This is a genomic window from Euzebyella marina (genome assembly GCF_014855515.1).
Classification (GTDB): domain Bacteria; phylum Bacteroidota; class Bacteroidia; order Flavobacteriales; family Flavobacteriaceae; genus Euzebyella; species Euzebyella marina.
The window spans coordinates 1,921,578-1,940,126 of the sequence record NZ_JACYFK010000001.1 but is presented as its reverse complement, the minus strand read 5'-3'; the positions used below and the strand labels follow the sequence as shown (position 1 = coordinate 1,940,126).

At 39.4% G+C, this 18,549-nt stretch carries 29 protein-coding genes; 2 read left to right on the top strand and 27 right to left on the bottom strand.

Annotated features, from left to right (window positions below; genetic code table 11):
• Nucleotides 1-107 precede the first annotated feature (107 nt).
• The gene (locus tag IL356_RS07955) at nucleotides 108-569 is read left to right on the top strand and encodes an Lrp/AsnC family transcriptional regulator (protein WP_121849980.1); all 462 of its coding nucleotides are present in this window, start codon (nucleotides 108-110) and stop codon (nucleotides 567-569) included.
• Nucleotides 570-579: 10 nt separating this feature from the next.
• Here IL356_RS07955 and ctlX read toward each other — a convergent pair whose 3' ends face one another.
• On the bottom strand, nucleotides 580-1,515 hold the full coding sequence (gene ctlX, locus IL356_RS07950; RefSeq protein ID WP_121849981.1) for a citrulline utilization hydrolase CtlX: 936 nt from the start codon (nucleotides 1,513-1,515) through the stop codon (nucleotides 580-582).
• 97 nt (nucleotides 1,516-1,612) lie between these two features.
• Here ctlX and IL356_RS07945 point away from each other — a divergent pair, with 97 nt between their 5' ends.
• Nucleotides 1,613-2,011, top strand: coding sequence for an ACT domain-containing protein (locus tag IL356_RS07945; protein ID WP_121849982.1), 399 nt, complete (start codon nucleotides 1,613-1,615; stop codon nucleotides 2,009-2,011).
• Between the two features lie 2 nt (nucleotides 2,012-2,013).
• Here IL356_RS07945 and IL356_RS07940 read toward each other — a convergent pair whose 3' ends face one another.
• The 26 genes from IL356_RS07940 to rplP all read right to left on the bottom strand — a co-directional run bounded on the left by IL356_RS07940 (nucleotide 2,014) and on the right by rplP (nucleotide 18,549).
• The gene (locus IL356_RS07940) at nucleotides 2,014-2,925 is read right to left on the bottom strand and encodes a dimethylarginine dimethylaminohydrolase family protein (RefSeq protein WP_121849983.1); all 912 of its coding nucleotides are present in this window, start codon (nucleotides 2,923-2,925) and stop codon (nucleotides 2,014-2,016) included.
• Nucleotides 2,926-3,022: 97 nt separating this feature from the next.
• Nucleotides 3,023-4,309 carry a citrate synthase gene (locus IL356_RS07935; protein ID WP_121849984.1) on the bottom strand — a complete coding sequence of 429 codons (1,287 nt, stop codon included), beginning with the start codon at nucleotides 4,307-4,309 and terminating at the stop codon, nucleotides 3,023-3,025.
• Between the two features lie 120 nt (nucleotides 4,310-4,429).
• A complete protein-coding gene (locus IL356_RS07930) occupies nucleotides 4,430-5,965 on the bottom strand; it encodes a glycogen synthase (protein ID WP_121849985.1) in 1,536 nt (511 codons plus the stop codon).
• A gap of 125 nt (nucleotides 5,966-6,090) precedes the next feature.
• Complete coding sequence (gene eno, locus IL356_RS07925) at nucleotides 6,091-7,383, bottom strand: phosphopyruvate hydratase (protein ID WP_121850782.1); 1,293 nt, start codon at nucleotides 7,381-7,383, stop codon at nucleotides 6,091-6,093.
• 116 nt (nucleotides 7,384-7,499) lie between these two features.
• Nucleotides 7,500-8,621: a glutamine-hydrolyzing carbamoyl-phosphate synthase small subunit gene (gene carA, locus IL356_RS07920; RefSeq protein ID WP_121849986.1), complete on the bottom strand. Its 1,122-nt coding sequence runs from the start codon at nucleotides 8,619-8,621 to the stop codon at nucleotides 7,500-7,502.
• Between the two features lie 94 nt (nucleotides 8,622-8,715).
• Complete coding sequence (gene rplQ / locus IL356_RS07915) at nucleotides 8,716-9,261, bottom strand: 50S ribosomal protein L17 (RefSeq protein WP_121849987.1); 546 nt, start codon at nucleotides 9,259-9,261, stop codon at nucleotides 8,716-8,718.
• A gap of 61 nt (nucleotides 9,262-9,322) precedes the next feature.
• Complete coding sequence (locus tag IL356_RS07910; RefSeq protein ID WP_121849988.1) at nucleotides 9,323-10,315, bottom strand: DNA-directed RNA polymerase subunit alpha; 993 nt, start codon at nucleotides 10,313-10,315, stop codon at nucleotides 9,323-9,325.
• 18 nt (nucleotides 10,316-10,333) lie between these two features.
• Nucleotides 10,334-10,939, bottom strand: a complete 606-nt coding sequence (gene rpsD / locus IL356_RS07905) for a 30S ribosomal protein S4 (protein ID WP_121849989.1) — start codon at nucleotides 10,937-10,939, stop codon at nucleotides 10,334-10,336.
• A 95-nt stretch (nucleotides 10,940-11,034) separates the two neighbouring features.
• On the bottom strand, nucleotides 11,035-11,439 hold the full coding sequence (gene rpsK / locus IL356_RS07900; protein WP_121849990.1) for a 30S ribosomal protein S11: 405 nt from the start codon (nucleotides 11,437-11,439) through the stop codon (nucleotides 11,035-11,037).
• A 13-nt stretch (nucleotides 11,440-11,452) separates the two neighbouring features.
• Entirely contained in the window at nucleotides 11,453-11,827 is a 375-nt protein-coding gene (rpsM, locus tag IL356_RS07895; protein ID WP_121849991.1) for a 30S ribosomal protein S13, read from the bottom strand.
• A 2-nt stretch (nucleotides 11,828-11,829) separates the two neighbouring features.
• Complete coding sequence (ykgO, locus tag IL356_RS07890; protein ID WP_013305171.1) at nucleotides 11,830-11,946, bottom strand: type B 50S ribosomal protein L36; 117 nt, start codon at nucleotides 11,944-11,946, stop codon at nucleotides 11,830-11,832.
• 20 nt (nucleotides 11,947-11,966) lie between these two features.
• Nucleotides 11,967-12,182 carry a translation initiation factor IF-1 gene (gene infA, locus IL356_RS07885; protein ID WP_013305172.1) on the bottom strand — a complete coding sequence of 72 codons (216 nt, stop codon included), beginning with the start codon at nucleotides 12,180-12,182 and terminating at the stop codon, nucleotides 11,967-11,969.
• Nucleotides 12,183-12,184: 2 nt separating this feature from the next.
• Nucleotides 12,185-13,528 carry a preprotein translocase subunit SecY gene (secY, locus tag IL356_RS07880; RefSeq protein ID WP_121849992.1) on the bottom strand — a complete coding sequence of 448 codons (1,344 nt, stop codon included), beginning with the start codon at nucleotides 13,526-13,528 and terminating at the stop codon, nucleotides 12,185-12,187.
• A gap of 12 nt (nucleotides 13,529-13,540) precedes the next feature.
• Nucleotides 13,541-13,993, bottom strand: coding sequence for a 50S ribosomal protein L15 (gene rplO, locus IL356_RS07875; RefSeq protein ID WP_121849993.1), 453 nt, complete (start codon nucleotides 13,991-13,993; stop codon nucleotides 13,541-13,543).
• A gap of 14 nt (nucleotides 13,994-14,007) precedes the next feature.
• Nucleotides 14,008-14,190, bottom strand: a complete 183-nt coding sequence (gene rpmD / locus IL356_RS07870; protein ID WP_121849994.1) for a 50S ribosomal protein L30 — start codon at nucleotides 14,188-14,190, stop codon at nucleotides 14,008-14,010.
• 11 nt (nucleotides 14,191-14,201) lie between these two features.
• Complete coding sequence (gene rpsE, locus IL356_RS07865) at nucleotides 14,202-14,726, bottom strand: 30S ribosomal protein S5 (protein ID WP_121849995.1); 525 nt, start codon at nucleotides 14,724-14,726, stop codon at nucleotides 14,202-14,204.
• An 8-nt stretch (nucleotides 14,727-14,734) separates the two neighbouring features.
• Nucleotides 14,735-15,091 (bottom strand): 50S ribosomal protein L18, encoded by a 357-nt coding sequence (rplR, locus tag IL356_RS07860; protein ID WP_121849996.1) that lies wholly within the window; start codon nucleotides 15,089-15,091, stop codon nucleotides 14,735-14,737.
• A gap of 9 nt (nucleotides 15,092-15,100) precedes the next feature.
• A complete protein-coding gene (gene rplF, locus IL356_RS07855) occupies nucleotides 15,101-15,643 on the bottom strand; it encodes a 50S ribosomal protein L6 (RefSeq protein WP_121849997.1) in 543 nt (180 codons plus the stop codon).
• Between the two features lie 22 nt (nucleotides 15,644-15,665).
• On the bottom strand, nucleotides 15,666-16,064 hold the full coding sequence (gene rpsH / locus IL356_RS07850) for a 30S ribosomal protein S8 (protein WP_121849998.1): 399 nt from the start codon (nucleotides 16,062-16,064) through the stop codon (nucleotides 15,666-15,668).
• Between the two features lie 60 nt (nucleotides 16,065-16,124).
• Nucleotides 16,125-16,394: a 30S ribosomal protein S14 gene (gene rpsN / locus IL356_RS07845; protein WP_121849999.1), complete on the bottom strand. Its 270-nt coding sequence runs from the start codon at nucleotides 16,392-16,394 to the stop codon at nucleotides 16,125-16,127.
• A gap of 1 nt (nucleotide 16,395) precedes the next feature.
• Entirely contained in the window at nucleotides 16,396-16,947 is a 552-nt protein-coding gene (gene rplE, locus IL356_RS07840) for a 50S ribosomal protein L5 (RefSeq protein ID WP_121850000.1), read from the bottom strand.
• Nucleotides 16,948-16,949: 2 nt separating this feature from the next.
• On the bottom strand, nucleotides 16,950-17,264 hold the full coding sequence (gene rplX / locus IL356_RS07835; protein ID WP_225621411.1) for a 50S ribosomal protein L24: 315 nt from the start codon (nucleotides 17,262-17,264) through the stop codon (nucleotides 16,950-16,952).
• Nucleotides 17,265-17,275: 11 nt separating this feature from the next.
• Nucleotides 17,276-17,644: a 50S ribosomal protein L14 gene (gene rplN, locus IL356_RS07830; protein ID WP_121850001.1), complete on the bottom strand. Its 369-nt coding sequence runs from the start codon at nucleotides 17,642-17,644 to the stop codon at nucleotides 17,276-17,278.
• 2 nt (nucleotides 17,645-17,646) lie between these two features.
• Nucleotides 17,647-17,907 (bottom strand): 30S ribosomal protein S17, encoded by a 261-nt coding sequence (rpsQ, locus tag IL356_RS07825; protein WP_121850002.1) that lies wholly within the window; start codon nucleotides 17,905-17,907, stop codon nucleotides 17,647-17,649.
• A 13-nt stretch (nucleotides 17,908-17,920) separates the two neighbouring features.
• Nucleotides 17,921-18,112 (bottom strand): 50S ribosomal protein L29, encoded by a 192-nt coding sequence (rpmC, locus tag IL356_RS07820; protein ID WP_121850003.1) that lies wholly within the window; start codon nucleotides 18,110-18,112, stop codon nucleotides 17,921-17,923.
• A gap of 8 nt (nucleotides 18,113-18,120) precedes the next feature.
• Entirely contained in the window at nucleotides 18,121-18,549 is a 429-nt protein-coding gene (gene rplP, locus IL356_RS07815) for a 50S ribosomal protein L16 (RefSeq protein WP_121850004.1), read from the bottom strand.

The window sequence follows — 18,549 nt, the reverse complement described above, 5'->3', positions numbered from 1 at the left end:
AACCTTATTTAAGTTTAAATACAGAATATTTAACTAATATTACATCTTTTCAAAGCGCAAAAAACTTTAAGAGATTCATTAAGACTGGCTAAGCAGATAATTATTCTATGGAACTATTGGACGAAATTGATTTAAAGCTCTTAACTATTCTTCAAGAAAACGGAAAACTCACCACAAAGGAAATTGCCCAGCAAGTACATTTATCGCCGACCCCCGTTTACGAACGGATCAAACGTTTGGAAAGAGATGGCGTCATTGAGAAATATGTGGCCATTGTAGAAGCCGAAAAGGTAGGAAAGTCTTTTATCGTATTCTGTCAAGTTACCCTAAGAAGACATACCAAAGAAATCGGAAATCAATTTGTTGAGGATATAGTGTCTCTAAAAGAAGTAACCGAATGTTATAATGTTTCGGGCGATTATGATTTTCTACTTAAAATTTTGGTGAAGGATATGAAGCATTACCAATCTTTTGTCATTAATGAACTGGGGCTAATAGACAACATAGGTAGCGTTCATAGCACTTTTGTCATGGGTACCATCAAACATTCTTACGCAGTACCCATTTAATTTCAATAGATCAATTCTCGAACTTTGGCAAGAACACTTCAGCCATCATACAGCGAGCACTGCCACCGCCACAAGTCTCTATGGTATCTAACGAACTATGAAGAATACTGCATTTACTTTCAATCTGCTTCAACTGCTGTTTTGATAGGCTCTTATAGGCCGATGTGCTCATCACCAAGAAACGGGTACCATTTGAACCTATGACTTGAAGCATGTTACCCGCAAATTGATGCATTTGTGATTCACTTATAGAAATTACTTCCCTACCATCTTGTTTTAGATGAAACAATACGTTCTTCTTCTCTTTTTTATCATCTATAGCATCTAGACAGATGACAGCGAAATCTTCTGCAAGGCACATCATTACATTGGTATGATAAATAGGCATACGCTTGCCATCTACCGATTGATTGGCAGTAAAAACTACCGGGGTAAACTCAAAATCTTCACAAAATTCAATAAATAGCTCTTCATCGGCACGGTCGGACAAGGCACAGTATGCCTTTTTATTTACCCTATCCAGAATCATACTACCCGTAGATTCCAAAAATAAATCATCTTCTTCGGCCGAGGTATAATCAATGATGTTATCGATTCGGTATCCGTTATCCTCTAAAAAATCCAAAATATCCTCGCGCCTCTCTTCTCTGCGGTTTTCGGCAAACATGGGGTATAGGGCTACCGTGCCATCTTCGTGAAAAGATATCCAGTTATTCGGAAATATAGAGTCAGGTGTATTCGGTTCGAGCGTATCGTCTACCACAACCACGTTTACACCCTGGGCTCGAAGTTTGTTTACAAAACCGTCGAACTCATCTTGTGCCTTTTTATTGATAACAGCATTCTTGAGCTCTAAATCTTCTTGAAAAAAGTTGTTGATGGCGGTCTGCTCGTTCATTCTAAAATTTACTGGCCGAACCATCAATATCGTATTTGTAATCTGCATAGACATTTCAAAATTGATAAGGCAAAATTAGTTTTTTTGACGAGCGATTAAAGGCTTTCTTTAAAATCTTATTTTAGTCAATTTAAAAGTCCATTGAATGTCAGGAGAAAATAATTTAGAGCATCTTTTAAAGAATTTAAAGCCTGTTCTCCACCCTGGAAAATATGTTTTTACCTCCCAAAGCTCAGATAAATCTGTGCCTATTGAGTCTGTTATCGGCACCTTTACCGAGAAAGAAGGAACCACCCTTATCTTATCTCTTGAAAATGCCGTTAAATTAGGAATGAACTATGAATTTGTTGCCGCTTGGATAACGCTGGAGGTACACTCTTCACTTGAGGCGATTGGCTTAACTGCCGTCTTTTCAAATGCCTTGACCAGCCACCAAATTAGCTGCAACGTAATTGCAGGTTTTTATCACGATCACCTTTTTGTTGACTACACCGACGGACCTAAGGCCGTAAAAATACTAAAAGAGCTTTCGAAAAATAGATAACCTCACTCCCTCACCAATGGCAGCGTACTACATCTCAACAAGCCTTCTTGTTTGGCAATTTCCGAATAAGGTATTTCTTCTACCGTAAAGCCATTTTCCCTAAGCCAATTGTTCAGTCTCGTAAAATTTCTTTCGGAAACGACCACATCAGGTGAAATAGAAAAAACATTACTGTACATATGGTACATCTCTTCAGCCGAGATTTCAAAAATATTTTCCTTTCCAAAAAAGTCTACCAGCCACCGGTACTCGTCTTCTACCAAAAAACCGTTTCTGTGCAAAATAGCTTTACCCTTGCCCAATGGTTGAAAACAGCAATCTAAATGCAAGGCATTTTCACGCGCATTCTTCGATTTTCTTAATTCGAAAGGCCTTATCTTTTTTTGAGGAAATAGCTGAGAGATAAATTCGACCGCCGCTTTGTTAGTACGCGCCGTAATATGGGTCGCATAGTCATCTGCGGTGTAGGTACCTATAAAAATATAATCGTTCCAAGGCATCACATCTCCTCCTTCAACATGCACTTCCTCTGGCGGACGAATAATGTTCTGCTCGTCAATTTCTTCCAAAACATGCAAAATAGCCTCTACCTCTTGTTCTCGATCAGGTAAAATATTGGCAATAATTAGTTTATCGCCGATGACAAAGGCAATGTCCCTAGAAAAAATTTGATTGCAATTTTCAATTACCTCAGGACGAAAGACCTCAACATCGTATTTTCTGAAAACTTTAGCAAAAGCTTCCATTTCTTTAACCATTTCTTCTTCTAAAGGATAGGTTCCGGCCAAAATATGTTCCAATGATTTGGGATCATAGGCTTCATCGGGCTTAGGCACCGGACCACAACTTTTGGCCGTACCTAGCACTACCGAACGTAATCTTGAAATCTCATCGTTCACATTTAACTGCAACATACCTTGGTGTTTTAAATGTAACAAAGGTAGTATTTGGCCAATAAAAAACGCCCTTTCAAATTAATGAAAGGGCGTAATAATTTTTAAGTTATTCTTATTATCGAAGGTCAACTTCAACGAAAGGTCTCTGTTTTTCACCGATGTAAACCTGTCTAGGCCTTCCTATCGGCTCACCTCTTAATCTCATTTCTCTCCATTGGGCAATCCAACCTGGTAGACGGCCCAAAGCGAACATTACAGTGAACATTTCAGTTGGAATACCTAAAGCACGGTAAATAATACCTGAATAGAAATCGACGTTGGGATATAGTTTTCTATCAACAAAATATTGATCCTCTAAGGCTTCTTTTTCCAAACCTTTAGCAATATCAAGAATTGGGTCTTCGATACCTAAATCACCAAGAACCTCATCAGCTGCTTTTTTAATAATCTTGGCTCTAGGATCAAAGTTTTTATATACTCTGTGACCAAAGCCCATCAATCTGAAAGGATCCTCTTTATCCTTCGCTTTCGCCATATATTTTTTAGTGTCGCCACCGTCTGCTTCAATAGCCTCTAACATTTCTAGAACGGCTTGGTTAGCACCTCCATGTAAAGGACCCCAAAGTGCAGATATACCAGCTGATAGAGAGGCAAAAAGACCAGCATGTGAAGAACCTACGATTCTTACTGTAGAAGTAGAACAGTTTTGCTCGTGATCTGCATGCAATATCAACAACTTATCTAAAGCGTTGATAACAATTTCATTCTTTTGATAAGTTTGGTTAGGTCTCTTGAACATCATTTTGTGAATGTTCTCAACATAACCTAAGGTATCATCACCATAATCAAGTGGAAGACCCTTTTTCTTACGAAGCGTCCAAGCTACCAATACCGGAAATTTTGCCAATATACGTACGATGGCGTGGTACATATCTTTTTCGGAAGAGATATCTACCGTAGACGGGTTGAAAGCTATCAAGGCACTGGTCAAAGAAGAAAGAACCCCCATTGGGTGAGCTGACTTTGGAAAACTGTCCAAAATCTTTTTCATCTCCTCATCTACATGAGATTCATCCTTGATATCTTTATGAAATTTGGCCAACTCTTCCTTATTTGGAAGTTCACCAAAAATCAACAGATAGGCTACTTCAAGAAAATCGGCCTTTTCGGCCAACTCTTCAATAGAATACCCTCTATATCTTAAAATACCCTTTTCCCCATCTAAAAATGTAATAGCACTAGCACAAGATCCCGTGTTCTTATAACCAGGATCAATCGTAATCATGCCACCCGTTACCGAGCGTAAAGTTTTTATATCTATGGCAAGCTCATTTTCAGAACCTGTAATAACCGGGAATTCGTATTTCTGACCTTCGTACTCTAAAGTAGCTTTATCTGACATTTGTAGTTTTTACTAAAATTTAAGTGAACCGTAAAATTAATAAAAAAGGGTAATCTTAACAATTATACCCTCGGCTTTCGCCCATTATTAACAACACTTTTTGATAGTAATTTGTAGATATTACAACAGATACAATTTATTGTAGTATTCATCTAAAGATTTCTCCCAGGTGAACCTCATTTTTTTGGCGTTTGCCTTAATTTTCTTCCAGGTCGCTTGATCATGCTCCCAGACATTCAGGGCCTCATCCAACTTATTCACCATATCCTCAAGTTTGGCATTGAAAGTTTGACCGTCAAAGGCAAAACCGGTTTTCATGTGCTCAACAGTGTCTTTTAATCCTCCTGTATGATGTACCAAACATGGGTTGCCGTTTCTCATGGCCAACATTTGACTAATACCACATGGTTCAAATAGGCTGGGCATGAAATAAAGATCAGTTTCTAAATACATAGAATCGATGAGATCTTCTGATTGCCCATTGGTAAATATGAAGTTTTTATGCTTGTAGCTCATCTCTCTAAACAAGTGCTCATAATCGGGATCGCCCGTACCCAAAAGCATAAAAATGCCATCAACTTCTTTTAGCCTGTCCAGTATTTTTTCAAAAGACTCAGGAGAACGCATTAGAAAATAAAACTTCTGCTCCGTCAACCTAGCTACACTCGACACAATAAACTTAGGTTTGTTGGATACATACTCCATGATTTTCTCACCGGTATGCGCCAAAAAGTCTGCTTTATACTTTTTTGATTCGTCTTGAAGCCAACGAAACAAGGCCTTGACCGTATTTCGATACAATAGTCCCTTTTCTGCCTGACGAACGTTGGCATAGTTAGAGGCATTTAAGATTCCGAACAAGCGACCTTCATTATCGGCATTTCTTAAATCAACCTCAAGACTTTCGCCGCCTACAAATTCAGGCCTTGCACTTGGTAATAATATATCTTCTTTATAAGCTTGTGAAACGGTATGAACGGCATCAGCCAAACGAATGCCCACCGCCATAAGATTAATGCAATCTTGGTAGCGCGGGTCTTGCAAATTTTGGTGGTCGAGTTGAATTTCGGGAAAGAAGTTATGTACCGAAGCATAATTATCATAAAATGGTCGAATACCCTGAATGGCCAAATTATGTATGCTATATACATACCGCATTTTCTTTAAAACCTGATAATCGGGGTGATAAGTTTTCAAGAACAACATGGCACTGGAATGCCAATCGTGCATGTGCACAATATCCAATTCTCCAAAAGCACCCATCTTAACCGCTTCGGCAACAGCGGTGTTAAATATTATGAATTTTATATAGTCATTAAAAAATGGCTCCGTAGGATCATCATGATAGATATGGGCAATACCTCCTTCAGTAATCTCAGGATGGTGTATTACATAATGAATGATATTTTCAATGTTCTTTTTGGGAGGAACAGCATAGAGTTCGGCCGAATAGTCAGTACCGCGCAACCGGAAATTCAACTGGGTTCTAAATGTTCCGGTCTTGTGAATTCTCGAATAAGACGGGACGATCACATGAACCTTATCACCTCGTTTGGCAATCTCTCTGGGTACATCACGTACTACATCGCCCATACCACCTGCCTTGCAATCGGGGATTGCATCATTCTCAGCAGCTACAAAAAGAAAATTATTCATTGAAAATCTAAAATTATCCGTTACTGGAAAAAGGTAAGTAAAGTTTACGAATGAACCAAAAAAAAGCCTTTCTCTTCGGTTATTTCTGAAAAGAAAGGCTTTTTTATTAGGAAAACATTAAAATTCTACTGAATCTTAAAAGCTTTTTCTTTTGGATAATATGCTGTATCACCTAATTCTTCTTCTATTCTCAAGAGTTGGTTGTACTTGGCCATTCTATCGGAACGGGAAGCAGAACCGGTCTTAATCTGTCCGGTATTAAGTGCCACGGCCAAATCGGCAATGGTATTATCTTCGGTTTCTCCTGAACGGTGGCTCATTACTGAAGTATAACCAGCATTCTTGGCCATATTGACCGCCGCTATAGTCTCGGTAAGAGTTCCTATCTGGTTTACCTTGATAAGAATCGAATTGGCGATACCTTGCTCGATTCCCCTAGAGAGACGCTCAACGTTAGTCACAAACAAATCGTCACCTACCAATTGAACTTTATCACCTACTATTTCGGTCAAAGTTTTCCAACCATCCCAGTCGTTCTCATCCATACCGTCTTCGATAGAGATAATCGGATATTTAGAACAAAGCTCTGCCAAATACTCAGCTTGCTCTTGTGAAGTTCTTACAACCCCTTTATCGCCTTCGAATTTTGTATAATCGTACTTACCATCCACATAGAACTCTGCAGAGGCACAATCCAGGGCAATCATCACTTCGTCACCAAGTTTGTAACCCGCTTTCTCAACCGCCTTCGCAATCGTATCTAAAGCATCTTCGGTACCGCCTGCCAGATTAGGGGCAAAACCACCTTCATCACCTACAGCAGTACTCAAACCTCTATCGTGTAAAACTTTTTTAAGATTATGGAAAATTTCAGTACCCATCTGCATGGCGTGGGTGAAATCTTTCGCCTTAACCGGCATAATCATAAATTCTTGAAATGCAATCGGCGCATCTGAATGCGAGCCACCGTTAATGATGTTCATCATAGGCACCGGCAATGTATTAGCACTTACACCGCCTACGTAGCGATATAGTGGCATGCCCAATTCATTGGCAGCAGCCTTTGCTACCGCAAGAGAAACACCAAGTATGGCGTTGGCACCTAATTTTGATTTATTTGGTGTACCATCTAAATCTAACATTACCTGATCGATCAAGTTTTGTTCAAAGACCGACATGCCTAAGATTTCTTCAGAAATCAAAGTGTTGACATTTTCAACTGCTTTACTAACACCCTTACCCATAAAAGTGTTACCGCCATCACGCAATTCTACGGCCTCATGTTCTCCAGTTGAAGCACCGGATGGAACTGCAGCCCTTCCCATTACACCATTTTCGGTAACTACATCTACCTCTACGGTAGGGTTACCCCTAGAATCTAAAATCTGTCTTGCGTGAACGCTTAATATAATACTCATAAAAATATTTTTAGTTGGAAAAGTATTGCTTTTCAAGGTGAACAAATATACAAAACCCTAATAGCATAAAGCTTAGAGAAACCGCTCTATTTATCAGGAAATAACGATTGCTTAACCTAAACTGTTTGTACCGATTTACTTTTGATCAAATCGAAAAACTGGTCGAACAAATAATCAGCGTCATGTGGCCCAGGACTAGCTTCTGGGTGGTACTGCACCGAAAATACATCTTTATCTTTCAGCTTAATACCGGCTACGGTATTGTCATTAAGGTGAACATGTGTGATTTCAACATCACTATTGGCTTCGGTTTCTTCTCTATTAACAGCAAAACCATGGTTTTGCGAAGTAATTTCACCTTTACCGGTTACCAAATTTAAAATTGGATGGTTGATGCCTCTATGCCCATTGTGCATTTTATAGGTCGATATACCCTTTGCCAAGGCTATGACTTGATGGCCCAAACATATACCGAACACCGGCTTACCACTATCAATCATTTTTTTGGCAGCCGCTATCGCATCGACCAAAGGCTCAGGATCACCAGGTCCGTTAGAAATGAAATAGGCATCCGGTTCCCAAGATTGCATTTCATCAAAAGAAGCGTCAAAAGGGAAAACTTTTATATAAGAATCTCTTTTTGACAGATTTCTTAAAATATTCTTCTTAATGCCTATATCCAAGGCAGCAATTTTAAAGGTTGCAGATTCGTCGCCTATGAAATATGGCTCTTTCGTAGAAACTTTTGAAGCCAATTCAAGACCTTCCATACTAGGCACTTCCGCCAATTGTTTTTTGAGACCATCAATATTGTTCACATCGGTCGATATAACCGCATTCATTGCGCCATTATCACGTATATAACTGACCAAAGCCCTAGTGTCTACATCAGATATGGCAAATAATTTATTATCATTCAAAAAATCCTCTAAACTTTTATCAGCTCTTGGACGCGAATATTCGTAACTGAAATTTCGGCAAATAAGCCCGGATATTTTAACAGAATCCGATTCCACTTCTTCAACATTGGTACCATAGTTACCGATGTGGGCATTGGTAGTAACCATCAATTGACCAAAATAAGATGGGTCGGTAAAAATCTCTTGATAACCGGTCATACCCGTATTAAAACAAACCTCACCAAATGCGGTACCCTCTTTGTCTCCAACCGACTTGCCGTAGAATATAGTGCCGTCGGCCAATAATAATAACGCTTTTCTTCTTGATTGATACTTCATATATGCTACTCTTTCTTAATTTTCAAAATTAAACATAAAAAAAGGATAAACTATTAAGTTTATCCTTTTCAATTTATTATGAGTTATGTACATCTTATTCTTCTGAATCGTCTGTTACATTTTCAACATCGGCTTGAGCTTCAGCTGCCTCTTCTTTTGGAGCTGCAGGTGCATCTACCTTAGCTTCTTCCTCTTTTTTGCCACCACTTCTTCTACTTCTTCTCGTAGATTTCTTCTTAGGCTTACCAGCATTGTAAAGCTCATTGAAATCAACTAACTCAATCATTGCCATATCAGCGTTATCACCAAGACGGTTACCTAATTTTATAATTCTGGTATAACCACCAGGCCTATCGCCCACCTGTTCAGCAACTGTACTGAACAATTCAGTTACCGCATATTTGTTTCGCAGGTTCTTAAAAGCGATACGACGATTGTGCGTTCCTTTTTCAGCAGAAATATTGTTCTCTGCCTTCGCTTTGGTTATCAATGGCTCAACGAATTGTTTCAATGCCTTTGCCTTTGCTACCGTAGTGTTGATTCTCTTGTGCTCGATCAAGGAACATGCCATATTGGCCAACATCGCCTTTCTGTGCGCTGTCTTTCTTCCTAAATGATTGACCTTTTTACCGTGTCTCATTTCTCTTGTCTATTATATTTCTCCAACTGAGGGTGTATCCCTATCCTGTAAGAAATATCGATTAATCTTTATCTAACTTATATTTTGAAAGGTCCATTCCAAAACTTAGACCTTTATTGATTACCAATTCTTCTAATTCGGTCAATGATTTTTTACCGAAGTTTCTGAATTTCATCAAATCGTTTTTATTGAACGAAACCAAATCACCTAATGTATCTACTTCAGCCGCCTTCAAACAATTCAAGGCACGAACTGAAAGATCCATATCTACCAATTTAGTTTTCAACAACTGACGCATATGCAAAGATTCTTCATCATATGTTTCAGTTTGAGCAATCTCATCAGCCTCTAATGTAATTCTCTCATCAGAGAACAACATAAAGTGGTGTATCAAAACTTTGGCTCCTTCTGTAAGTGCATCTTTAGGATGAATCGATCCATCGGTCACGATTTCGAAAACCAATTTTTCATAGTCCGTCTTCTGCTCTACACGAAAGTTTTCAATGCTATACTTTACGTTCTTGATAGGAGTAAAGATAGAGTCGATTGCAATACTACCTAGTGCTGCGTTCGACTTCTTATTCTCTTCAGCTGGAACATAGCCACGACCTTTGTCGATAACAATCTCCATATTTATACTCACTTTTGGATCCATGTTGCAGATTACCAAATCTGGGTTCAACACTTGGTATCCAGAAATGAATTTCTGAAAATCACCAGCGGTCAATTGTTCTTTACCGCTAACAGATATAGAAACTACTTCAGCTTCTGAATCGTCTATTTGCTTTTTGAACCTTACTTGTTTAAGATTCAGGATGATTTCGGTAACGTCTTCAACAACACCCGAAATCACGGAAAACTCATGCTCGACACCATCGATTCTGACGGATGTAATTGCATGACCTTCCAAAGAAGAAAGCAATACTCTTCTTAGTGCGTTCCCGACAGTCAATCCATAACCAGGTTCCAATGGACGGAATTCGAACTTACCTTCGAAATCCGAGGAATCGATCATTATAACTTTATCAGGTTTCTGGAAATTAAATAATGCCATGTGAATTAGTGTTCTATGTTATTTAGAGTAAAGCTCAACTATTAATTGTTCTTTGATATTCTCTGGAATTTGGATTCTCTCAGGTACTGAAACAAAAGTACCTTCTTTCTTTTCAGAGTTCCAGGTAATCCACTCATAAACATTGCTTTGGGCGTCTAATGAATCGCCGATCACCTGAAGTGACTTTGATTTTTCACGAACACCAACTACATCACCTGCTTTCAAGGTATATGAAGGAATATTGACCAACTCTCCGTTTACAGTAATATGTCTGTGCGACACAAGTTGTCTAGCACCTCTTCTTGAAGGAGCGATACCCATGCGGTAAACAACGTTATCCAACCTGCATTCGCAAAGTTGTAGTAAAATTTCACCGGTAACACCTTCTTTTCTTTTGGCGTTGGCGAAAATGTTTCTAAACTGCTTTTCTAAAATACCGTAGGTATACTTAGCTTTTTGTTTCTCCATTAATTGAACGGCATACTCCGATTTTTTACCTCGGCGTCTGTTGTTTCCGTGTTGTCCTGGAGGGTAATTCTTCTTTTCGAATGACTTATCGTCTCCGAAGATAGCTTCGCCGAACTTACGGGCGATTTTACTTTTAGGTCCTGTATATCTTGCCATTTTCTTTTAATTTGGAAGTGTGATTATGAATTAAGGCTTATCCTTCGATAATCGTTAACTACACTTCCCGTGAAATTTATAGTGAATAAAACGAATTAAACTCTTCTTCTTTTTGGTGGTCTACAACCATTGTGCGGCATTGGAGTAACATCAATGATTTCTGTTACTTCGATACCAGAGTTGTGTACGGCACGAATAGCAGACTCTCTACCGTTACCAGGCCCCTTAACATAAACTTTCACCTTTCTAAGACCGGCTTCGTGTGCAGTTTTAGCACATTCTTCAGCTGCTACTTGAGCCGCGTAGGGAGTATTCTTTTTTGATCCCCTAAAACCCATCTTACCTGCAGAAGACCAAGAAATTACGTCTCCTTTTTTATTGGTAAGCGAAATAATGATATTATTGAAAGAGGCGGTCACGTGGGCCTCACCCACTGAGTCAACGATTACTTTACGTTTTTTAGCCGCTTTTGCACCTGCTTTTGAAGTTGCCTTTGCCATAATAACCTACTTATTATTTAGTTGCCTTTTTCTTGTTAGCAACCGTTTTTCTTTTTCCTTTTCTGGTTCTAGAATTGTTCTTGGTACGTTGACCGCGAAGTGGAAGACCAGCTCTATGACGAATACCACGGTAACAACCAATATCCATTAAACGCTTAATGTTCAACTGCGTTTCTGAACGAAGCTCACCTTCAATGGTATAACCTGATACAGCCTCTCTAATACGGCCTATCTCATCATCATTCCAATCAGATACCTTTGCGTCTTCACTCACATTGGCTTTTTCCAAAATTTCTTTAGCCCTACTTGTTCCAATACCGTAAATGTAGGTCAAGGCAATTACACCTCTCTTTTGTTTTGGTATGTCTATACCCGCAATTCTTGCCATAATTATCCTTGTCTTTGTTTAAATCTAGGATTCTTCTTGTTGATTACATACAACCTGCCCTTTCTGCGTACAATTTTGCAGTCGGCACTTCTTTTTTTAACTGATGCTCTAACTTTCATCTCGCTATCTTTCTCTCTTATTAATACCTATAAGTAATTCTAGCCTTGGTCAGGTCATAAGGGCTCATTTCTAACTTAACCTTATCACCTGGAAGCAATTTTATATAATGCATACGCATCTTACCGGAAATGTGAGCAGTAACTACATGCCCGTTTTCCAATTCAACACGAAACATTGCATTTGACAATGCTTCAATTATAGATCCGTCTTGTTCTATTGCAGCTTGTTTAGCCATACTTATGCTACTTTTCTGTTTTTACCGGTTTTCATCAAACCATCATAATGCCTGTTCAATAGATACGCGTTCACTTGCTGAACTGTATCGATGGCAACACCGACCATAATCAAAAGTGAAGTTCCACCATAAAACAGGGCCCAATTGGCCTGAAGGTCCATCAACTTTACGACCAAAGCTGGCAAAACTGCCAATAAGGCCAAAAAGATAGAACCCGGCAAAGTTATTAAAGACATAACCTTATCCAAAAAATCTCCCGTTTCTTTTCCAGGTCTAATACCCGGAATAAAACCTCCACTTCTTTTCAAGTCATCGGCCATCTTATTCGTTGGTACCGTAATGGCGGTATAGAAGTAAGTAAATATGATAATCAATACGGCAAAAAGAACATTGTATGCCAGACCAAAAATATCTTGGAACTGAACTTCCATCCATTGCCCTGCCGCAGTATCATTAAATGTCTTACCAATTAAGCTTGGAGCGAACATAATTGCCTGGGCAAATATAATCGGCATTACACCAGAAGCATTCAACTTTAGCGGAATGTACTGACGCGAACCCATTATATTCTTCTCATACCCACCAGAAGCAGTTCTTCTTGCATATTGAACTGGTATCTGACGCGTAGCCATTACCAAAAGAACACTTGCAAGAATAACCAAGAACCAAAGAATGATTTCAATTAAAATGAACATCAAACCACCTGTGTTGTTGGTTGTTCTAGAGTAAAACTCTTGAACGAACGACTGAGGCATTGTTGCAATAATACCAATCATAATCAAAAGTGAAATACCATTACCGATACCTTTATCAGTAATTTTTTCACCTAACCACATTGCAAACACACAGCCCGTCACCAAAATCACAACGGCAGGAATCATAAAATCAAGTCCTTTACCCAATAAGAAGGCACTATCCTGTACACCAAAGGCTTCAAGACCGTATAGATAAGCCGGAGCCTGAACAACACAGATACCAATCGTTAACCAACGGGTAATCTGATTTTTTGTTTTTCTACCACTTTCACCCTCCTTATCCAACTTTTGCAAATATGGAATGGCGATACTCATCAACTGCACCACAATCGATGCAGAGATATATGGCATGATACCCAACGCAAAAACCGAAGCATTTGCAAAAGCACCTCCGGTAAAAGCATTCAATAACCCAAAGATACCTTGATCGGTACCTGAGGCCAATGCAGCCAATTGTGTTGAATCGATACCCGGAAGAACAATCTGGCAACCAAAACGGTACACCAAAAGCAAACTAAGTGTTACCAATATGCGGTTTCTTAGTTCTTCAATCTTCCAGATGTTGGATATGGTCTCGAAAAATTTCTTCATAGTAGGGTATGCTTATAAATTTATTGCTTCTCCGCCAGCAGCTTCTATGGCCGCTTTGGCACTAGCCGTAAATTTATGCACGGAAACTTTAAGGGAAGACTTAAGTTCCCCACCGCCCAATATTTTTATTAGCTCGCTTCTTTTAGCCAAACCATTTTCAACTAAAGTATCTACGGTAACCTCGTCTTTGATAATCTTATTATCGACAAGCTCTTGCAACTTACTCAAGTTGATACCTTTGTATTCTACACGGTTGATGTTCGTGAAACCGAATTTTGGAACACGACGCTGCAAAGGCATTTGACCACCTTCGAAACCGATTTTCTTAGAATAACCAGATCTAGATTTTGCCCCTTTGTGACCACGGGTAGCGGTTCCGCCTTTTCCAGAACCTTGTCCTCTACCGACTCTTTTACCCGCTTTACCTGTTGAACCTTCCGCTGGTTTAAGATTGCTTAAATCCATTATTATCTTCTATATTAGGCTTCTTGTGTAGAAACCAAATGTTTAACTTTATCTATCATACCAAGAATGTTGGGGGTAGCTTCATGCTCCACAACCTGACCTATTTTCTTAAGACCTAAGGCCTCAAGAGTTCTTTTCTGGTTTTGAGGTCTCTTGATACTGCTCTTTAGCTGCTTAACCTGTAATTTCTTAGCCATCGTATTGTATATTATCCTTTAAAGACTTTGTCTAGGGAAACACCTCTTTGCTTAGCTACGGTACCAGCATCCCTAAGTTGCAATAATGCATCGAAAGTAGCCTTAACTACGTTATGAGGGTTCGACGATCCTTGTGATTTTGAAAGTACGTCTTGAACTCCAACAGACTCCAATACCGCACGAACGGCACCACCGGCAATAACCCCGGTACCATGAGATGCTGGTTGAATATATACTCTTGCACCACCATATTTACCTTTTTGCTCGTGTGGAAGCGTACCTTTGTTCAATGGTATACGAATAAGGTTCTTCTTTGCATCTTCGATTGCCTTGGCAATAGCTGTAGCAACTTCTTTAGATTTACCCAAACCGCTACCGACAACACCATTCTCGTCACCAACAACAACTATGGCCGAAAATCCAAAAGCTCTACCACCTTTGGTCACTTTGGTAACACGCTGAATACCTACCAATCTATCTTTTAAATCTAAACCGCCAGGTTTAACAGTCTCTACGTTTTTGTATTTCTGGTACATAGTATTATTTAAAAATTTAGTCCTGCTTCACGGGCCCCTTCAGCCAATGCTTTAACTCTACCATGATAAAGGTTTCCGCCCCTATCAAAAGCAACTTTCTCTATACCTGCCTCTTTGCATTTCTCGGCAACCGTCTTACCTACCTCAGTAGCTATTTCAGTTTTGGTGCCTTTAGCATCGGCAAATTGTTTATCTCTAGAAGAAACAGACAAAAGGGTTTTTCCTTCGTTATCATCTATAACCTGTGCATAGATGGCACTGTTACTTCTAAATACAGAAAGTCTTGGTCTCTCTGCAGTACCTGAAGAAACTTTTCTGATTCTTCTACGTATTCTTTGTTTTCTTTCGCTCTTTGATAATGCCATGATATACTATTAAGCTGATTTACCTGCTTTTCTACGTAATTGCTCGCCCACGAACTTGATACCTTTTCCTTTGTAAGGCTCTGGCTTACGAAATGATCGTATCTTGGCTGCTATCTGACCTACCAATTGCTTGTCGTGAGATGTCAATTTAACTATAGGGTTCTTACCTTTTTCCGAAGTAGTCTCTACCTTGATTTCAGGAGCTAGGTCTAACACAATGTTGTGAGAAAACCCTAAAGCCAAATCAAGCTTCTGACCTTGGTTACTGGCACGATAACCCACACCAACTAACTCCAGCTGTTTGGTCCACCCAATCGACACACCTTTGATCATGTTATTGATCAATGCGCGATACAGACCGTGCTTTGCTTTATGATCTTTTAAGTCTGAAGGTCTTTCCACTACTACCTGACCATCTTCAACCTTGATATCGACTGAAGAAAAATCTTGAGTAAGCTCTCCTAATTTCCCTTTAACGACGACCTCGTTTCCTTTTATATCAACTGTCACTCCCTCAGGAATCACTATCGGATTATTACCTATTCTTGACATGTCTTAAATACTTTATTCCTTATTAATATACGTAGCAAAGTACCTCACCACCTACATTCTCGTTCTTGGCCTGCTTACTGGTCATCACTCCGTGAGAAGTAGAGACTATAGCTATACCCAAACCATTCAAAACCCTTGGCAAGGTATCGGCACCGGTATACTTACGTAAACCTGGCTTACTTACCCTTTGAATTTTTCTGATAACAGGCTCTTTGGTCTCCTTGTCATATTTCAAGGCGATTTTAATAGTACCCTGAAATTTATCCTCTTCAAACTTATAACTTAAAATATAGCCCTGATCGAACAATATCTTAGTTATTTCTCTTTTTACTTTAGACGATGGAATCTCCACCACTCTGTGACCAGCCCTGCTGGCATTTCTAACTCTAGTTAGATAATCTGCAATAGTATCTGTGACCATTTCTATATAATTTGGTAACGGTTTTCGCTTTATTGCGAACCTGAAACCAGTTAAACTCTTTTACCAGCTTGCCTTTTTAACTCCGGGAATAAGACCTTGGTTAGCCATTTCCCTGAACATAACCCTAGAGATACCGAATGTTCTCATATACCCCTTTGGCCTACCTGTCAACTTGCATCTATTATGCATACGAACGGGAGAAGCATTTCTTGGCAACTTTTGCAATGCTTCGTAATCACCGGCTTCCTTTAAAGCCTTACGCTTTTCAGCATATTTAGCAACTGTTTTTGCCCTTTTGCGCTCACGCGCTTTCATTGATTCTTTAGCCATTCTAGTTCTTTTTAAAAGGTAATCCTAATTCAGTTAATAGAGACTTCGCTTCTTTATCGGTTTGGGCAGAAGTAACGAAAGTAATATCCATTCCGTTAATTCTATTAATTCTATCAATATTGATTTCAGGGAAAATAATTTGCTCAGTAACACCCAAGCTATAATTACCACGACCATCAAAACCTGTAGCCCGTATACCTTGAAAATCTCTTACGCGAGGCAATGCATAAGTAATCAAACGATCTAAAAATTCGTACATTCTCTCACCTCTCAAGGTTACTTTAGCGCCAATTGGCATACCTTTACGCAATTTAAAGGTAGCAACATCTTTCTTAGACATCGTCGCTACAGCTTTTTGCCCAGTAATAGTTGTAAGTTCATCAACCGCATGGTCAATTAACTTTTTGTCTGCCACAGCAGCTCCAACACCTCTACTTACGACAATTTTCTGAAGCTTCGGTACCTCCATAATATTGTTGTAACCGAACTCTTCTTTGAGCGCATTAACGATACGCTCCTTATATTCCGTTTTTAATCTTGAAACGTAAGCCATAACTATATTACTTCATTGGATTTCTTGGAAAAACGTACTTTCTTTCCGTCCCTTTCTTCGTATCCTACCCTCGTAGTCTCACCTGTCTTCGCATCGATCAAAGCCAGATTAGAAATATGAATAGGAGCCTCTTTCTTTACGATACCACCCTGAGGATTCTGTGCGCTAGGCTTCTGATGTTTAGAAACCAAATTAGCACCCTCAACGATAGCTTTATTCTTTTCACGGTCTACGGACATTACTTTACCTTCGGTACCTTTATGGTCTCCGGCAACGATTCGAACCGTATCTCCTGTTTTTATTTTCAACTTTATCATGATCTACTATATTAAAGTACCTCAGGGGCCAATGAAACAATTTTCATAAACTGCTTGTCACGCAATTCTCTTGCAACAGGACCGAACACACGCGTACCTCTCATCTCCCCACTTGGGTTCAATAATACACAAGCGTTGTCGTCGAAACGGATGTACGAACCATCAGGCCTTCTTACCTCTTTTTTAGTTCTTACAACTACCGCTGTAGAAACAGCACCTTTCTTAATACCACCATTCGGTGTAGCCTCTTTAACGGCAACAACAATCTTATCACCTACAGAAGCATATCTTCTTTTGGTACCACCAAGCACCCTAATGGTCAAAACCTCTTTGGCACCGGTATTGTCTGCTACCTTTAATCTTGATTCTTGCTGTAACATAATTATTTAGCTCTTTCTAAGATTTCTACTAATCTCCAACACTTAGTCTTACTCAACGGACGGGTCTCCATAATCTTAACGGTATCACCTTCGTTGCAGTCATTCTTCTCGTCATGAGCCACATACTTCTTGGTCTTCAATACGAATTTACCGTACATAGGGTGCTTTACTCGCTTCACCTCTGAAACAACAATGGATTTCTCCATTTTGTTACTGGTTACCACCCCGATTCTCTCTTTTCTTAAGTTTCTTTTTTCTTCCATAAAGCAGAACCAATTATTGGTTTTCCCTATTAGTTAATTCCGTTGCCAATCTAGCCACCGTTCTTCTAGCTGTTCTTATTTGAAGAGGATTTTCTAACGGTGTAACAAAATGTGCCATTTTAAGGTCTGCATGTTGTTTCTTATACTCGGCAAGCTTTTCTTTTAGCTCTTCGACAGACAGTTCTTTAATTTCTTTATTTTTCATGATACACCTTAAATTGTTTCTTCAACATAATCACGAGCTACGATAAACTTAGTTCGCACAGGTAACTTTTGAGCAGCAAGTCGCAACGCTTCCTTGGCAACTTCCATAGGAACACCGGATACTTCAAAAAGAACTCTTCCCGGTTTAACAACTGCCACAAAATATTCTGGAGCACCTTTACCTTTACCCATACGCACCTCAAGAGGCTTTTTAGTGATAGGCTTGTCCGGAAAGATTTTGATCCAAAGCTGACCTTGACGTTTCATATATCTAGTGGCTGCGATACGCGCCGCCTCTATTTGACGTGATGTTATAAATTTAGAATCCAATGTCTTGATTCCGAACATGCCGTTCGACAATTGAAACCCTCGGCCCGCAATACCTTTCATGCGGCCTTTCTGCATCTTTCGGAACTTGGTTCTTTTTGGCTGTAACAT

Bases quoted from the DNA above. Each gene is read 5' to 3' on its own strand.
- rpsM (WP_121849991.1), bottom strand. From the start codon at position 11,827: ATGGCAAGAATTGCGGGTATAGACATACCAAAACAAAAGAGAGGTGTA.
- rpsQ (WP_121850002.1), bottom strand. From the start codon at position 17,907: ATGGAAGAAAAAAGAAACTTAAGAAAAGAGAGAATCGGGGTGGTAACC.
- IL356_RS07910 (WP_121849988.1), bottom strand. From the start codon at position 10,315: ATGGCATTATTTAATTTCCAGAAACCTGATAAAGTTATAATGATCGAT.
- ykgO (WP_013305171.1), bottom strand. From the start codon at position 11,946: ATGAAAGTTAGAGCATCAGTTAAAAAAAGAAGTGCCGACTGCAAAATT.
- rplN (WP_121850001.1), bottom strand. From the start codon at position 17,644: ATGTTACAGCAAGAATCAAGATTAAAGGTAGCAGACAATACCGGTGCC.
- IL356_RS07945 (WP_121849982.1), top strand. From the start codon at position 1,613: ATGTCAGGAGAAAATAATTTAGAGCATCTTTTAAAGAATTTAAAGCCT.
- rpsE (WP_121849995.1), bottom strand. From the start codon at position 14,726: ATGTACCAGAAATACAAAAACGTAGAGACTGTTAAACCTGGCGGTTTA.
- secY (WP_121849992.1), bottom strand. From the start codon at position 13,528: ATGAAGAAATTTTTCGAGACCATATCCAACATCTGGAAGATTGAAGAA.
- infA (WP_013305172.1), bottom strand. From the start codon at position 12,182: ATGGCTAAACAAGCTGCAATAGAACAAGACGGATCTATAATTGAAGCA.
- IL356_RS07935 (WP_121849984.1), bottom strand. From the start codon at position 4,309: ATGTCAGATAAAGCTACTTTAGAGTACGAAGGTCAGAAATACGAATTC.
- IL356_RS07930 (WP_121849985.1), bottom strand. From the start codon at position 5,965: ATGAATAATTTTCTTTTTGTAGCTGCTGAGAATGATGCAATCCCCGAT.
- ctlX (WP_121849981.1), bottom strand. From the start codon at position 1,515: ATGCAGATTACAAATACGATATTGATGGTTCGGCCAGTAAATTTTAGA.
- rpmD (WP_121849994.1), bottom strand. From the start codon at position 14,190: ATGGCTAAGAAATTACAGGTTAAGCAGCTAAAGAGCAGTATCAAGAGA.
- rplO (WP_121849993.1), bottom strand. From the start codon at position 13,993: ATGGATTTAAGCAATCTTAAACCAGCGGAAGGTTCAACAGGTAAAGCG.
- rplX (WP_225621411.1), bottom strand. From the start codon at position 17,264: ATGATAAAGTTGAAAATAAAAACAGGAGATACGGTTCGAATCGTTGCC.
- rplQ (WP_121849987.1), bottom strand. From the start codon at position 9,261: ATGAGACACGGTAAAAAGGTCAATCATTTAGGAAGAAAGACAGCGCAC.
- rplF (WP_121849997.1), bottom strand. From the start codon at position 15,643: ATGTCAAGAATAGGTAATAATCCGATAGTGATTCCTGAGGGAGTGACA.
- rpmC (WP_121850003.1), bottom strand. From the start codon at position 18,112: ATGAAAAATAAAGAAATTAAAGAACTGTCTGTCGAAGAGCTAAAAGAA.
- carA (WP_121849986.1), bottom strand. From the start codon at position 8,621: ATGAAGTATCAATCAAGAAGAAAAGCGTTATTATTATTGGCCGACGGC.
- rpsN (WP_121849999.1), bottom strand. From the start codon at position 16,394: ATGGCTAAAGAATCAATGAAAGCGCGTGAGCGCAAAAGGGCAAAAACA.
- IL356_RS07940 (WP_121849983.1), bottom strand. From the start codon at position 2,925: ATGTTGCAGTTAAATGTGAACGATGAGATTTCAAGATTACGTTCGGTA.
- rplE (WP_121850000.1), bottom strand. From the start codon at position 16,947: ATGGCTTACGTTTCAAGATTAAAAACGGAATATAAGGAGCGTATCGTT.
- IL356_RS07955 (WP_121849980.1), top strand. From the start codon at position 108: ATGGAACTATTGGACGAAATTGATTTAAAGCTCTTAACTATTCTTCAA.
- rplR (WP_121849996.1), bottom strand. From the start codon at position 15,091: ATGGCATTATCAAAGAGCGAAAGAAAACAAAGAATACGTAGAAGAATC.
- rpsK (WP_121849990.1), bottom strand. From the start codon at position 11,439: ATGGCAAAGGCAACTTCAAAAGCAGGTGCAAAAGCGGCTAAAAAACGT.
- rpsH (WP_121849998.1), bottom strand. From the start codon at position 16,064: ATGGTCACAGATACTATTGCAGATTATCTAACTAGAGTTAGAAATGCC.
- rpsD (WP_121849989.1), bottom strand. From the start codon at position 10,939: ATGGCAAGATATACAGGACCTAAAAGTAAAATCGCCCGTAAGTTCGGC.
- eno (WP_121850782.1), bottom strand. From the start codon at position 7,383: ATGAGTATTATATTAAGCGTTCACGCAAGACAGATTTTAGATTCTAGG.
- rplP (WP_121850004.1), bottom strand. From the start codon at position 18,549: ATGTTACAGCCAAAAAGAACCAAGTTCCGAAAGATGCAGAAAGGCCGC.